At 68.6% G+C, this 14,233-nt stretch carries 12 protein-coding genes; 4 read left to right on the top strand and 8 right to left on the bottom strand.

All coding sequences use genetic code 11. The features are described 5' to 3' along the window. Nucleotides 1-101 precede the first annotated feature (101 nt). The 4 genes from FKR81_RS42505 to FKR81_RS42520 all read right to left on the bottom strand — a co-directional run bounded on the left by FKR81_RS42505 (nucleotide 102) and on the right by FKR81_RS42520 (nucleotide 6,847). On the bottom strand, nucleotides 102-1,139 hold the full coding sequence (locus tag FKR81_RS42505; protein WP_146361196.1) for a 3-isopropylmalate dehydrogenase: 1,038 nt from the start codon (nucleotides 1,137-1,139) through the stop codon (nucleotides 102-104). 209 nt (nucleotides 1,140-1,348) lie between these two features. Further along, nucleotides 1,349-4,630, bottom strand: a complete 3,282-nt coding sequence (locus FKR81_RS42510; RefSeq protein ID WP_407936599.1) for a S8 family peptidase — start codon at nucleotides 4,628-4,630, stop codon at nucleotides 1,349-1,351. Between the two features lie 141 nt (nucleotides 4,631-4,771). Next, the gene (gene serA, locus FKR81_RS42515; protein ID WP_407936600.1) at nucleotides 4,772-6,376 is read right to left on the bottom strand and encodes a phosphoglycerate dehydrogenase; all 1,605 of its coding nucleotides are present in this window, start codon (nucleotides 6,374-6,376) and stop codon (nucleotides 4,772-4,774) included. 195 nt (nucleotides 6,377-6,571) lie between these two features. Beyond that, nucleotides 6,572-6,847 carry a DUF397 domain-containing protein gene (locus FKR81_RS42520; RefSeq protein WP_146361198.1) on the bottom strand — a complete coding sequence of 92 codons (276 nt, stop codon included), beginning with the start codon at nucleotides 6,845-6,847 and terminating at the stop codon, nucleotides 6,572-6,574. A gap of 87 nt (nucleotides 6,848-6,934) precedes the next feature. On the opposite strand from FKR81_RS42520, the gene FKR81_RS42525 reads away from it, so the two are divergent. Next, entirely contained in the window at nucleotides 6,935-7,126 is a 192-nt protein-coding gene (locus tag FKR81_RS42525; RefSeq protein ID WP_146361200.1) for a hypothetical protein, read from the top strand. A 71-nt stretch (nucleotides 7,127-7,197) separates the two neighbouring features. Here the strand turns inward: FKR81_RS42525 and ilvC are convergent, their stop codons facing one another. The 3 genes from ilvC to FKR81_RS42540 are packed head-to-tail and all read right to left on the bottom strand — an operon-like array spanning nucleotide 7,198 to nucleotide 10,579. Next, on the bottom strand, nucleotides 7,198-8,211 hold the full coding sequence (gene ilvC / locus FKR81_RS42530) for a ketol-acid reductoisomerase (RefSeq protein ID WP_146361202.1): 1,014 nt from the start codon (nucleotides 8,209-8,211) through the stop codon (nucleotides 7,198-7,200). 26 nt (nucleotides 8,212-8,237) lie between these two features. Next, nucleotides 8,238-8,744 (bottom strand): acetolactate synthase small subunit, encoded by a 507-nt coding sequence (gene ilvN, locus FKR81_RS42535; RefSeq protein WP_146361203.1) that lies wholly within the window; start codon nucleotides 8,742-8,744, stop codon nucleotides 8,238-8,240. Next, a complete protein-coding gene (locus FKR81_RS42540) occupies nucleotides 8,744-10,579 on the bottom strand; it encodes an acetolactate synthase large subunit (protein WP_146361205.1) in 1,836 nt (611 codons plus the stop codon). Before FKR81_RS42540 ends, ilvN begins: the two co-directional genes overlap by 1 nt. A 229-nt stretch (nucleotides 10,580-10,808) precedes the next feature. Between FKR81_RS42540 and FKR81_RS42545 the strand changes: the two genes are divergently transcribed. From FKR81_RS42545 to ilvD, 3 genes are read left to right on the top strand one after another with little or no spacing between them, the layout of a single operon-like run. Then, on the top strand, nucleotides 10,809-11,291 hold the full coding sequence (locus FKR81_RS42545) for a PH domain-containing protein (protein WP_186763512.1): 483 nt from the start codon (nucleotides 10,809-10,811) through the stop codon (nucleotides 11,289-11,291). After that, nucleotides 11,288-11,746, top strand: a complete 459-nt coding sequence (locus FKR81_RS42550) for a vitamin K epoxide reductase family protein (protein ID WP_146361209.1) — start codon at nucleotides 11,288-11,290, stop codon at nucleotides 11,744-11,746. Before FKR81_RS42545 ends, FKR81_RS42550 begins: the two co-directional genes overlap by 4 nt. Nucleotides 11,747-11,770: 24 nt before the next feature. Further along, nucleotides 11,771-13,615, top strand: coding sequence for a dihydroxy-acid dehydratase (gene ilvD / locus FKR81_RS42555; protein WP_146361210.1), 1,845 nt, complete (start codon nucleotides 11,771-11,773; stop codon nucleotides 13,613-13,615). Here the strand turns inward: ilvD and FKR81_RS42560 are convergent. Then, nucleotides 13,612-13,854: a hypothetical protein gene (locus FKR81_RS42560; protein ID WP_146361212.1), complete on the bottom strand. Its 243-nt coding sequence runs from the start codon at nucleotides 13,852-13,854 to the stop codon at nucleotides 13,612-13,614. The two genes, ilvD and FKR81_RS42560, sit on opposite strands and share 4 nt — an antisense overlap. Nucleotides 13,855-14,233 lie beyond the last annotated feature (379 nt).

A 14,233-nucleotide genomic window follows, 5' to 3' on the forward strand; every position in this document is an offset into this window, starting at 1 on the left:
GTCCCCGTCATGGCTGCTTTCCGCCTTGACGGGGACTTCTCGATGTGGCGACCGTGAGGTGATCAGCGAGACCCTCCCCGCCCACCACCAAAGACCCAAACTCAGCCGGTACGCACGTTGGAAGACACCAACGCAGCCAACCGGTCCCCGATCGCGTACGTAGCACCAGGCGACTGATGGTCACGAGTAGCCAAATCAAACGCGACGGAAGCCTCAATCCGTCGCGAGGCCTCGTGCTCACCGAGGTGGTCCAGCAGCAGGGCCACCGACAGCACAGCGGCAGTGGGGTCAGCGATCCCCTGCCCGGCGATGTCGGGAGCGGACCCGTGCACCGGCTCGAACATCGACGGGTTGCGCCGGGTCACGTCCAGGTTGCCGGACGCGGCCAGCCCGATCCCACCGGTGACGGCGGCGGCGAGGTCGGTGAGGATGTCGCCGAACAGGTTGTCGGTGACGATCACGTCGTACCGGCCGGGGTCGGTGACCATGTGGATCGTCGCGGCGTCGACGTGCTGGTAGGCGACGGTGACGTCCGGGTGCTGCAACGACACCTCTTCGACCACCCGCGACCACAACGAGCCGGCGTGCGTGAGGACGTTCGTCTTGTGCACCAGAGTCAGGTGCCGGCGCGGCCGGGCCGCGGCTCGCGCGAATGCATCGCGAACCACGCGCTCGACGCCGAACGAGGTGTTGATGGACACCTCGGTGGCGATCTCGTGCGGGGTGTCCTTGCGCAGCAGGCCGCCGTTGCCCGCGTACGGGCCCTCGGTGCCTTCGCGCACGACGACCATGTCGATCTCGGGCGGGTCCGCGATGGGGCTGCGGACGCCGGGGTAGAGACGAGCGGGACGGAGGTTCACGTGGTGGTCGAGTTCGAAGCGGAGGCGCAGCAGAAGGCCTCGCTCCAGTATTCCGCTCGGCACCGACGGGTCACCGACCGCGCCGAGCAGGATGGCGTCGTGCTGGCGCAACTCGCCTAGCACCGACTCAGGCAACAACTCTCCCGTGGCGTGCCAGCGCGCCGCGCCGAGGTCGTAGCGGGTGATTTCGGCCGCCGGAACGACCTCGCCGAGCACCTTCAACGCCTCAGCGATGACCTCGGGCCCGATCCCGTCTCCTGGGATCACTGCGAGCCGCATCCACACACCTCCCAGGTGTCAGTCCCAGTTAGCGGGACCCTTCCCAATTTAGGAAGCAACACTGCGCGAAAGGCTACCGGCAACGAGACCTGACGCCGCATGGCGGACACCCTTCTGGGGTGATGTCTCCCGTACTGCGGGACACCCACACGGCCCAGTCCCCACTGTCGAGTGTCACTCGACAGTAGGAACGGGGCCGCGTCAAGGGGTTAGGAGGTACCAGGACGAGGTCCGCGCACCTCGACCTTCGAGGCACGCTCACCACGGGCGTTGTGGTGGTTGAGCACCAGCAGGCCCTCCGAGCCGTCGAGCGCCAGCGCGGCCGCGTCGCGGTTCACGACGAGTGCCGTGCCCGGCCTGGCCAGGTAGGACAGCGCGGGGTCGCCACCGCCCTGCACCCACAGGCCCGGCTTGAGCGGGTCGAACGACAGCTTCCGGTCGATCACGTCGATCAGGCCGTTGGCGTTGCCCGGCGCCGGGTAGAACCCGGTGGTGCCGACCGTGTAGGACAGTCGCGCGGTGTCCTTGGTCGGGTCGATGCCGAGCGAGGCCAGCAGCACCGGCAGCACTACGACGTTCGTGTCGAACGTGTTCGTGTCGACGTCGCCGAACAGGCCGTTGACGGACTGGATGTCGACGGTCGCACCGGTCGCCAGGTTGACGGTCGTCGCGACCAGCAGGTCCGTGTCGGTCAGCCGGGTCGCGAACGTCTCGAAGTCCGGCGTGCCGTCGCCGTTGGTGTCGATGTCGACGAACGGCACCGTGTTCATCCCGAGGTTGTACCAGTCACCCCAGGTCGCGACGCCGAACGCGAGCAGCGACTCCTCCGGCTTGCCCTGCGCCTTGGCCAGCGGCGCGGTGGACGCGGCGCCGACGTAGCGCAGGTCGCCACCCTTGGCCGTCGTGTTGAGCGCGCAGTTCTCCGTGACGTTCTTCTTGCAGTCGCGCAGACGCGGCGACGAGCCCTGCAGCTCGAGGACGCTGACCAGCGAGCGGTACGCCTGCGCGCCCGTGCCCTGGTCGACGCCGCGGCCGGACAGGTTCAGCACGGCCTGGTTCTGGCTGCCGCGGAACCGGATGCTGTCCGCGGTGGTGATGTCCGCGACGGGCTTCGGCGCCGAGTACACCGGCACCCGCAGCGCGACGGTCGAACCGCTGCGCGGCGTGAGCACCACGCGACCGGACGCGTCCGCGAGGAACTGGCGCGGCACGTCGAGCTGCGCCGCCACCATCGTCGGGTCCATCGTCTTGCGCAGCGCCGCCGGGTTGTCGATCTTCAGCGTGACCTTGATCCGCGCGATGCCGCGCGGGCTCAGCCGCACCGAGTCCGTCGACAGCTGGTAGCTGACACCGGGGATCGACGTGAGCGCCTCGTAGCCCGCGCGGTACTCGACGACCTTCGTGCTCTTGTTGACCACCTTGATGGTCTTGCTGAGGCTGACCGGCTTACCTGCCTCGACGACGCCGAAGTTCGCGCTGACGTAGCCGCGGTCTTCCTCCACGAACGCGAGGACCTGGTTGTCCAGCGCGGACTTGCCGTCGACCCGGCCGGCACCGACGCGGTTCGGCGCGTAGGTCTTGCCGTCCTGCTTCACGTCCGCGCCCGCGGTGTTCATCAGCGCGGCCTTGACCTCTTCGAGCGTCCAGTCCGGGTGGGACTGGCGCACCAGCGTCGCGATGCCCGCCACGTGCGGCGAGGCCATCGACGTGCCGCTGTTGACCTGGCGGCCGTTGCCGCTGCCGACGAGCGTCGAGACGATCGTGTCACCGGGGGCCGCGAGGTCCGGCTTGATGCCGATGTTGCGGTTGCCGCGGCTCGTGAACGAGCTCGGGGTGTCCGAAATGGACTGGTCGAAGGTCGGCACCGAGGTGCGCAGGACACCGGCGAGGCGCACGGTGAGCGTGCCCGCGTCGAGCAGCGGACGCACCTGCGCGGTGGCGTCACCGGTGAACTGGAACACCGGGATGGTCGCGTTGCCCGCGATACCGGCGTTGAAGTTGTTCAGCGCGGACGAGAGCACCACGCCGACCGCACCGGCGGCCTGCGCGTTGTTCGTCCGGCCACCGGAACCACACCGGCGCGTCGCGTCGTTGTCGTCCCACTCCAGCCACACGATCTTGCCTGCGAGCGGCTGGGTGATCGGGAGGCAGCCGTCGGCGTTGCCCGCCTGCGTCAGCTTCACGACCGGCGCGGTCAGGTCGAGCGTCGGGTAGCCGGTGTAGTTCACGCTGTACTGGCCGGGCTTGGCGCCCTGGCCCGTCACCTCGGCCGCGTCGCGCAGCACGTAGGAGTCGCGCACGCTGGCGACCGTGAGCGCCTCGGGCGTCGCGCCCGGCGAGCCGCCGACGTCGTAGAGGTCGCCGCCGTTGCCCGCGGAGAACACGGACAGCACGCCGTGCTTGAAGAGCTTCTTGACGAACAGGCTCTCGGGGTCGTCCGGTGCGCCGTAGTCGCTGCCGAGCGACAGGTTGACCACGTCGAGGTGGTCGGAGAAGTCGCCGTCACCATCGGGGTCGAGCGCCCAGTCCAGCGCCTGGCCGGTGACGTTCGTGGAACCCTCGCAGCCGAACACCTTCAGCGCGTACAGCAGCGCCTTGGGGGCGGTGCCGGGGCCGATGCGCATCGCGTCGAGCTTCGCGCCGTCCAGCTTGGTGTAGTCACCCTTGAACGTCGTGCCGTCGGCGTTCACGCCGAAGCCCGCCGTGGTGCCCGCGACGTGTGAGCCGTGGCCGTCGCAGTCGATCGGGTTGGGGTCCGGCTTCGGCACCGAGTTCGGGTCCGCGCCGTCGTACTCCTCGCCCGCGAAGTCGTAACCGCCGACGACCTTGGCCGTCGGGAAGGACTTCGGGTCCGCGACGACCGGGTTCACGGCCTTGAACGCCTCAGGCGTGCCGGGGCCCGCGAAGTTCGCGTGCGTGTAGTCGATACCGGTGTCGATGACGCCGACGCGCATGTCGTCACCGAGCTTGCCGTACTGCTGCCACGCGTTGAGCGTGCGCGTGAGCTGCACGGCGGTCGAGTTGAGGCGCTTCTTCGGCACCACCGGGTAGACGGCCTTCACGTCGCCGCGGCTCGCCAGATCGCGAACACCCTTCGCGTCCGCCGTGACGACGACGCCGGGAACACCGTTCGTGGTGCGGAAGAGCTCACGCGTGCCGTTGTCCGCGACGCGCAGCTGGCCGACCACCTGGTCGGCCTTGGTCGAGGTGTCCGAGCGGGCGGCGCGGGCGGCCTGCTTGGCCGCCTCCTTGCCCTGCGCCTGCTTCTCGTCGAACGCGTCGACGGCCGGCTTGGCCTCCAGCTCGACGAAAGCGGTGACCTTGCCCGCCTTCGCGAGACGCGGGGAGACCTTCAGCTGCAACGACTGCGCGTTGAGGCCCTTGGCAGATGGCTGGCTTCTGGCGAGCGGCGCGTCTTGCGCATATGCGCTCGCGGGGTCTATCAGGAGTGCGGTGATGGCAACGACCACCGCGAGACGAGTTCGGTTCACAACCAGAGGACGCTAATCCCGGAGCACCACGACCTTCGTGGGCCGATCAGGCTAATTACGAACGATGGGAGCGGCCGATTGGTCCGCTCCCATCGTAGGTATTCCCTTTGTCCGGTCAGCCCCTGTGTCTGGTTGTTCGGCTCAGCCGAAGTCCACGGCGCGCACCGTGCGTGCGCCGACCGCTGCTCCGATCGGGTCGAGCACGGCCGTGTCAACAGGACGGTCGACGCGCAGCAACATGACCGCGTGCGAACCGCCGTCGGTCTGGCTGATCTGCGCGGCCTCGATGTTCACGCCGGCCTCGCCGAGCAGGGTGCCGACGGTGCCCATGACACCCGGACGCTCCGGGTACTCGAGCAGCACGACGTTGCCCTGCGCGCGGATGTCGAACGCCCGTCCGTTGATCTCGACGAGCTTCTCGACCTGCGCGATGCCGCTGACGGTTCCGGACACGCTGTGCGCCGTGCCGTCGGCGTGCACGACGCGGACGGTGACGACGCTGCGGTGGTTCGGGCTCTCCGACTCGCGCACGAGCTGCACGTCCACGCCGAGGTCCTCGGCGAGGCGCGGTGCGTTCACGAACGTCACCTGCGACTCGACGACGCTGGAGAACACGCCGCGCAGCGCGGCGAGCGGCAGCACCGTGACGTCCTCATTGGACAGCTCGCCGCGCACCTCGACGGTGACCGCGGTCGGCGCCTTGGGCGAGAGTGCACTGAGGACGGTGCCGAGCTTCTGCACGAGCGGCAGGTACGGGCGCACCTCCTCGCCGACCACGCCGCCGCCCTGGACGTTCACCGCGTCCGGGACGAAGTCGCCTGCGAGCGCGAGGATGACGCTGCGCGCGACGTCCGTGCCCGCGCGGTCCTGCGCCTCGGACGTCGACGCCCCGAGGTGCGGCGTGACGACCACGTTCGGCAGGCCGAAAAGCGGGCTGGACGTGGTGGGCTCCGTGCTGAACACGTCGACACCGGCACCGCCGACGATGCCCTCGCTGATCGCGTTCGCGAGCGCTTCCTCGTCGATGAGGCCACCGCGGGCGGCGTTCACGATGATCACGCCGCGCTTGGCCTTCGCGAGCTGCTCGGAGCCGATGAGGCCCTTGGTCTCCGGCGTCTTCGGCAGGTGGATGGAGATCGCGTCCGCGCGCTCCAGCAGCTCCTCGAGGCTGACCAGCTCGATGCCGAGCTGAGCGGCCCGCGCCGCCGAGACGTACGGGTCGTAGGCGATCAGGTTCGTGCCGAACGCCTGGACACGCGCCGCGAACAGCTGGCCGATCTTGCCGAGGCCGACGACGCCGACGGTCTTGCCGTTCAGCTCAACGCCGTTGAACGAGCTGCGCTTCCACTCGCCGCCCTGCAGCGTGCGGTCCGCGGCCGGGATCTGGCGCGCGACGCTCAGCAGCAGCGCGACGGCGTGCTCGGCGGCGCTCACGATGTTGGAGGTCGGCGCGTTGACGACCATGACGCCGTTCTGCGTGGCCGCGGGCACCTCGACGTTGTCGAGCCCGACGCCGGCGCGGGCGACGACCTTCAGCTTGCGCGTCGCGCCGAACACCTCGGCGTCGACCTTGGTCGCGGACCGGACGAGCAGCGCGTCCGCGTCGGCGACGGCGCTGAGCAGTGCAGGCCGGTCGGTACCGTCGACGTGGCGGACTTCGACGCCCTCGCCGAGCACATCGAGCACGGACGGCGCGAGCTTCTCGGCGATCAGGACAACGGGTCGGCTCGTGTTGGTCACGGACATCGCTCCCAGGCTGTGGAAGATCTGTGAAATGGCGCGGGACGGTCGTTCGCGAGAGCCCGCGCCGACCGGGCACCGCAATGTGTCCGGACTGTTAACGAGTCTAGACAGCGGGGTTGCCATGGCCACCCGCGGGTGTCCCACCTCACCACACGCTATTGGGGCCGGGTTTTGCGTGCGGCTCGTTTTCGGGGCCGGCTACCAGGGCTCGTCGAACTCGCCGTCCTTGGCGCCCGCGACGAAGGCGTCCCACTCCGACATGGTGAAGACGAGGACGGGACCTTCCGGGTGCTTGGAGTTCCGCATCGCCACGTAGGTCTTCCCGTCCGTGTGCTCGACGAACGCGATCTCGACGTGCTCGTCGTCCGGACTGCCCTCTTCGCTGCGCAGCCACTCGGCTTCGCTGAGGTCGAGGTGGCCGCGCACGTGGGCCTTGTCGTCGTAGATCGGGGCGCTGCCTGCACTCTCGGTCATGGCGAGAAGCTATCGGATCCCAGCGGGCGCGCCGATTTCCGCCTAGGATCTCTAAGATTCGCAATTCGTCGAATTGGAGGTTTTCTCATGATTCGCACGTTGCGCGCGGTCGCTGCCGCCACCGCGATCGCCTTCGCCGCGCTCCCGCTCATGTCCGCCACCGCATCCGCGGCTCCGCTGGGCCTGAACGTGCAGGTGTCCAGCTCGTCTGAGTTCACCTACTACTGGGTGGCTGTCGAGTCCGACTACGTCAGCGTCGAGATCGGACAGCAGCCATGACCCCCAGGTGTGCCGGAGCCCGCGGAGCGTGAGCATCCGCGGGCACCGGCCGGTGGAGTGGACCTGCGGGATCAGGCCGTCTCGGTGATCGGACGGTCGACCCAGGACATGAGGCCGCGCAGCTTCTTGCCGACCTCCTCGATCGGGTGCTGCTCGCCCTCGGCCTGCAGCTTCTTGTAGTTCGGGCGGCCAGCGTCGTCCTCGGCGACCCACTCGGACGCGAAGCGGCCGTCCTGGATCTCGGCGAGGATCTTGCGCATCTCCTCCTTGACACCCGGCGTGATGACGCGCGGGCCGCGGGTGACGTCGCCGTACTCCGCGGTGTCCGAAATGGAGTAACGCATGCGCGCGATGCCGCCCTCGTACATGAGGTCGACGATCAGCTTGAGCTCGTGGAGGCACTCGAAGTACGCGATCTCGGGGGCGTAGCCCGCCTCGGTCAGCACCTCGAAGCCGGCCTGGACCAGCGCGGACGCACCGCCGCAGAGGACCGCCTGCTCACCGAACAGGTCGGTCTCGGTCTCCTCCTTGAACGTCGTCTTGATGACGCCCGCGCGGGTGCCGCCGATGCCCTTGGCGTAGGACAGGGCGAGCGCCTGCCCGTTGCCGGAGGCGTCCTGCTCGATGGCGATGAGCGCGGGCACGCCCTTGCCGTCGACGAACTGGCGGCGCACGAGGTGGCCGGGGCCCTTCGGCGCGACCATCGCGACGTCCACACCGGACGGGACGGTGATGAGGCCGTAGCGGATGTTGAAGCCGTGGCCGAAGAAGAGCGCGTCGCCCTCGTTCAGGTTCGGCGCGATGGCCTCCGCGTAGATGTGGCGCTGCGCGGTGTCCGGCGCGAGGACCATGATCAGGTCGGCCCACGCGGAGACCTCGGCCGGGGTGCCGACCTCGAGGCCTTCCTCCTCGGCCTTGGCGCGGGACTTCGAGCCCTCCGGCAGTCCGATCCGGACGTCCACACCGGAGTCGCGCAGCGAGAGCGCGTGGGCGTGGCCCTGGCTGCCGTAGCCGATGACCGCGACCTTGCGTTCCTGAATGATGCTCAGGTCGGCATCGTCGTCGTAGAAGATCTCGACGCTCACTGGTGTTTCCTTTTCTCTAAACGGGATCAACGAACCGCGGTGGCGGTGATGGAACGAGCGCCACGGCCGATGGCGACCATGCCGGACTGGACTATCTCGCGGAGCCCGTACGGCTCCAGCATGCGCAACAACGCGTCGAGCTTCTCAGAGGTGCCGGTGGCCTCGACCGTGACCGCCTCGGGCGACACGTCGACGACCTTCGCGCGGAACAGCTGCACGGTCTCGAGGACCTGGCTGCGCACCGTCGCGTCGGCACGGACCTTGACGAGCAGGAGCTGCCGCTGCACCGACGCGGCGGGCTCCAGCTCGACGATCTTGATGACGTTGATGAGCTTGTTGAGCTGCTTGGTGACCTGCTCCAGCGGCAGCTCGTCCACGGACACGACGATCGTCATCCGGGAGATGTCGGGGTACTCGGTGCGGCCGACGGCGAGCGACTCGATGTTGAAGCCGCGCCGTGAGAACAGTCCGGCGACGCGAGCCAGCACACCGGGCTTGTCCTCGACCAAAACGCTCAGTGTGTGCCTGGTCATCACAGGTCCTCATCGAACAGGGGGCGGATTCCCCGTGCGGCCATGATCTCGGAGTTGCCGGTACCCGCGGCGACCATCGGCCACACCTGGGCGTCCTTGCCGACGACGAAGTCGACGACGACCGGCCGGTCGTTGATCTCCAGCGCCTTCGCGATCACCCCGTCGACCTCCTCACGCGACTCCGCGCGCAGGCCGACGCAGCCCAGCGCCTCGGCGAGGAGCTTGAAGTCCGGGATGCGGTGCTTGTGCGTGCCGAGGTCGGTGTTGGAGTAGCGCTCGCCGTAGAACAGGTTCTGCCACTGGCGGACCATGCCCAGGTTGCCGTTGTTGATGACGGCGATCTTCACCGGGATGTTCTCGATGGCGCAGGTGGCGAGCTCCTGGTTGGTCATCTGGAAGCAGCCGTCGCCGTCGATGGCCCAGCAGACCTTGTCCGGCACGCCCGCCTTGATGCCCATCGCGGCCGGCACCGCGAAGCCCATCGTGCCGAGGCCGCCCGAGTTGATCCACGTGCGCGGCGTCTCGTACTTGACGAACTGCGCGGCCCACATCTGGTGCTGGCCGACGCCCGCGGTGTAGATCGTGTCGGCCGGCGAGAGCTTGCCGATGCGCTCGATCACGTACTGCGGCGACAGCGAGCCGTCGTCCGGCCAGTCGTAGCCGAGCGGGAACGTGCTGCGGATGTCGTCCAGCGTCGCGATCCACGGAGCCAGGTCGACCGGCTTGGCGTTGTTCTCCTTCTCCGCGCGGACGGCGTCGATCAGCTCGGTGATGATCTCCTTGCAGTCACCGACGATCGGCACGTCGGCGCGGCGGTTCTTGGAGATCTCGGCCGGGTCGATGTCCGCGTGGACGATCTGCGCGTCCGGCGCGAACGTCGACAGCTGCCCGGTGACGCGGTCGTCGAACCGGGCGCCGAGCGCGATCAGCAGGTCCGACTTCTGCATCGCGGCGACCGCGGCGACCGTGCCGTGCATGCCGGGCATGCCGTAGTGCAGCGGGTGCGAGTCCGGGAACGAGCCGCGCGCCATCAGCGTCGTGACGACCGGGATGCCGGTGTCCTCGGCCAGCTTCCTGAGCTCGTCGTGCGCGTCGGACTTGATCACGCCGCCGCCGACGTACAGCACCGGCTTGCGGGCGTTGACGATCAGCTTGGCCGCCTCGCGGACCTGCTTGCCGTGCGGACGCGTCGTCGGCCGGTAGCCGGGCAGGCGCATGTCCGGCGGCCAGGAGAAGCTGGTGGTCTCCTGCAGCACGTCCTTCGGGATGTCCACCAGCACCGGGCCGGGCCGGCCCGTCGACGCCAGGTGGAACGCCTCAGCGATCGCCCGCGGGATCTCCGCCGGGTCGGTGATGAGGAAGTTGTGCTTGGTGATCGGCATGGTGATGCCGCAGATGTCCGCCTCCTGGAAGGCGTCCGTGCCGATCAGCGGCCTGCTCTGCTGGCCGGTGATCGCGACGACGGGCACGGAGTCCATGTTCGCGTCCGCGAGCGGGGTGACGAGGTTGGTCGCCCCTGGACCAGAGGTCGCCATGCAGACACCGACCTTGCCGGTGGCCTGCGCGTACCCGGTCGCCGCGTGTCCCGCGCCCTGCTCGTGGCGGACGAGGATGTGCCGGACCTTCGTGGAGTCCAGCAGCGGGTCGTACGCGGGAAGGATCGTCCCGCCTGGAATGCCGAAGACCACTTCACAGCCGACCGCCTCGAGCGAGCGGACGAGCGACTGCGCACCTGTCACGCGAATCGGGGCGCCACTCGGCGGTGCCGGTTTGGGCCTCGGGCCCGGCCGTGGCGACGTGGGCTCTTGAGCCTGCCGCGATGTTGCGCTGGTCATCTGTCTGCCTCGTGGGTTCGGGGTCCGGACACGAAAAAACCCTCGACAACCCGAGTGGGTCGTACGAGGGTCGCGCGTCGACGCAGCTTGTTCCGCCTAGGCGTCGACGCGCCTGGGAAGTACGAGAACGAGCGTGCGCTGCATGGCAGGGACGCTAGACCCGTCCGTGTCAGCGCGTCAACACTGTGAGAGCGAAATCCCGCATCGTGGACGTGGAACAATCTTTCGAGTGAAGAAGATCGTCTTTCGGATTCCGGCAACAGCCCTGCTCGCAGTGGGTCTCGTCGCCATCTGCATGACTCCGGTCGCATGGGGTCTTCCCGGTCTCCAGGCCATCTACCTGGTTCCTGTGGGGCTCGCGTACTGGGTGCTGCGCAACCGTACGACGGTCGATTCCGAGGTGCTGGTCGCGCGGGGGCTGTTCGGCTCGACTGTACTGCCGTGGGCCGAAGTCAAAGCGATTCGGCTGTCTCGCAAGGGCTGGTTGAGGGCGGTCCGAGAGGACGACAGCGAAGTGCCGCTGCCCGCGGTGCGCCTGATGCACATCCCCGCGCTGTCGTTGATCAGCGGCGGCCGCATCCCGGACCCGACCGCCGTCCCCGCCGCGGAGCCCGAGGCGGACGCCGAGCCGGCCGTGGAGTCTGAGTCCTCGGAGTCGGCGGAAGCCTCGGACAAGCCGGTGTCTGACAAGCCCGTATCTTCGGAACAATGACCGCTCGTCTCAGCCTGCTGCTGTCGTTCGCGGGGCTGCTCGTCTCGGGCTACCTGACGTACGCGCACTTCAACGCCGACGCGCTCGTGTGCGCGGAGAGCGCGCTCATCGACTGCGCGGCCGTGACGTCGAGCGAGCAGTCGAAGCTGTTCGGCATCCCGGTCGCCCTGCTCGGCCTGCTCTTCTTCGCGGCGATGACCGTGCTGTGCCTGCCGCGGGTGTTCCGAGTGGAGAAGCTGCGCTGGGTTCGGCTCGGCGCGGTCGGTGTCGGCGTGCTGATGGTCGTGTACCTCGTGGCGGCCGAGCTGTTGCTCATCGGAAAGATCTGCCTGTGGTGCACGGTTGTGCACGTCCTCACGTTGGTTCTGGCAGGTCTGCTGGTTTCCGGGGCGTTGCGGCCGAGTAGCCTTGAGCCACCGCTCCCGGACTCGCGCCCACCAGGCGTCCCTCGCTGACAGATCTCCGATTCTGGAGGAGCAGTGCCCCAGCTCCGCTCTCGCACCACCACCCACGGCCGCAACGCAGCGGGTGCTCGTGCGCTCTGGCGCGCGACCGGCATGACCGACAGCGACTTCGGCAAGCCGATCATCGCGATCGCCAACTCGTACACGCAGTTCGTCCCCGGACACGTGCACCTGCGCGACCTAGGTGACATCGTCGCCGAAGCCGTGCGCGAGGCGGGTGGCGTGCCGCGCGAGTTCCACACCATCGCGGTGGACGACGGCATCGCCATGGGCCACAGCGGAATGCTGTACTCGCTGCCGTCGCGCGAGATCATCGCCGACTCGGTCGAGTACATGGTCAACGCGCACCAAGCCGACGCGATCGTCTGCATCTCGAACTGCGACAAGATCACCCCCGGCATGCTGAACGCCGCGATGCGGCTGAACATCCCGGTCGTGTTCGTCTCGGGTGGACCGATGGAGGCCGGCAAGGCCGTCGTCGTCGAAGGTGTCGCCGTCGCCCCGACCGACCTCATCACCGCCATCTCCGCATCGGCCTCCCCGGCCGTGAACGAGGACGGCCTGACCGAGGTCGAGCGCTCGGCGTGCCCGACGTGCGGCTCCTGCTCCGGCATGTTCACCGCGAACTCGATGAACTGCCTCACCGAGGCGCTCGGCCTCTCGCTGCCGGGCAACGGTTCCACGCTCGCCACCCACTCGGCGCGCCGCGGCCTGTTCTCCAGGGCGGGCACGACGATCGTCGAACTGTGCCGCCGCTGGTACGGCTCGGACGACGACTCGGTGCTGCCGCGCTCGATCGCGAACCGCAAGGCGTTCGAGAACGCGATGGCGCTGGACATGGCGATGGGCGGCTCGACGAACACCGTGCTGCACATCCTGGCCGCCGCCAGGGAAGGCGAGATCGACTTCACCCTGAAGGACATCGACGACCTGTCCCGCCGCGTTCCGTGTCTGTCCAAGGTGTCGCCGAACTCCGACTACCACATGGAAGACGTGCACCGCGCGGGCGGAATCCCCGCCCTGCTGGGCGAGCTGGACCGCGCGGGCCTGCTCAACCGCGACGTCCAGTCCGTGCACAGCCCTTCCCTGTCGGAGTGGTTGGCCGAATGGGACATCCGCGCGGAGTCCCCGTCCGCGACCGCGCTGGAACTGTTCCACGCCGCACCCGGCGGCGTCCGCACCACCGAGGCCTTCTCCACGTCGAACCGCTGGTCCTCTTTGGACACCGACGCGGCAGGCGGCTGCATCCGCGACATCGCACACGCCTACACCGTCGACGGCGGCCTGGCCGTCCTGCACGGCAACCTGGCCGAACGCGGCGCGATCATCAAGGCAGCGGGCATCGAAGAGGACCTCTGGCACTTCGAGGGCCCCGCACGCGTCGTCGAATCCCAGGAGCAGGCGGTCTCGGTGATCCTGAACAAGGAGATCCAGCCAGGCGACGTCCTGGTCGTCCGCTACGAGGGCCCCGCAGGTGGCCCCGGCATGCAGGAGATGCTGCACCCCACCGCCTTCCTCAAGGGCGCGGGCCTGGGCAAGAAGTGCGCCCTGATCACCGACGGCCGCTTCTCCGGCGGCACCTCGGGCCTGTCCATCGGCCACGTCTCCCCCGAAGCAGCGGGCGCGGGCACGATCGGCCTGGTGCAGGACGGCGACCGCATCCTGATCGACATCCACACCCGCCGCCTGGATCTGCTCGTCTCAGACGAGGTCCTGGCCGAACGCCGCGCCAAGATGGAGGCGTCCGAACGCCCGTGGCAACCGGTGGACCGGGTGCGCCCGGTGACCGCAGCCCTGCGCGCCTACGCCCGAATGGCCACCGACGCCTCAACCGGCGCGGTGCGCGACCCGTCGCTTTAGAGCGCGAACGCCAACACCACGCAGCATACGAAGATGAGCCAGCCGGTCAGCGGTCCGCTGACCGGCTGGTTCATCTTCTTGACCATGAGGCCTGCGGTGATCAGGCCTGCCAGCAGGCCCAGGGGTGGCAGCAGGGACTTGGCGGTCAGGTGGAGCGGGAACGCCGCCGCATAGACGATCGGTATGCCGACGATCAGCAGGGCGAACTGCAGCAGGGCACCCACGACGCGCTTGTCCACGGCGGTGACGCTACTGCCTGGCCTGGTGGTCGGGGCTCGCTGCCGGGCGGGTACCCCAAGCGCACGGCGGCTTCGGCGTGTCGACGTGCCCGCTCTCGTCGGAGCTGGGCTGAGTGGGGCTTCGCTCGGCTGCCGGTCCCCGTCGGGGCTGGGGTCTTTGCTCGGCTGCCGGTGTCGTTGGGGCTGGGGTCTTTGCTTGGCTGCCGGTCCCCGTCGGGGCTGGGGTCTGATGGTTGCTGTGCTTCGGTGTTTCGCTGTCGGGTGGTTGGGTCGCGCCTTCGGCGCAGCGATTGGGCCTTGACAGTGAGGATGTGTGTGGTGGTCCTTGCTGGGTGGGTCTGACTCGTGGCTTGACTGACCTGGTGTCTTTCCCAAGATC

The sequence above is a fragment of the Lentzea tibetensis genome, assembly GCF_007845675.1.
In the GTDB taxonomy this organism is placed as follows: Bacteria; Actinomycetota; Actinomycetes; order Mycobacteriales; family Pseudonocardiaceae; genus Lentzea; species Lentzea tibetensis.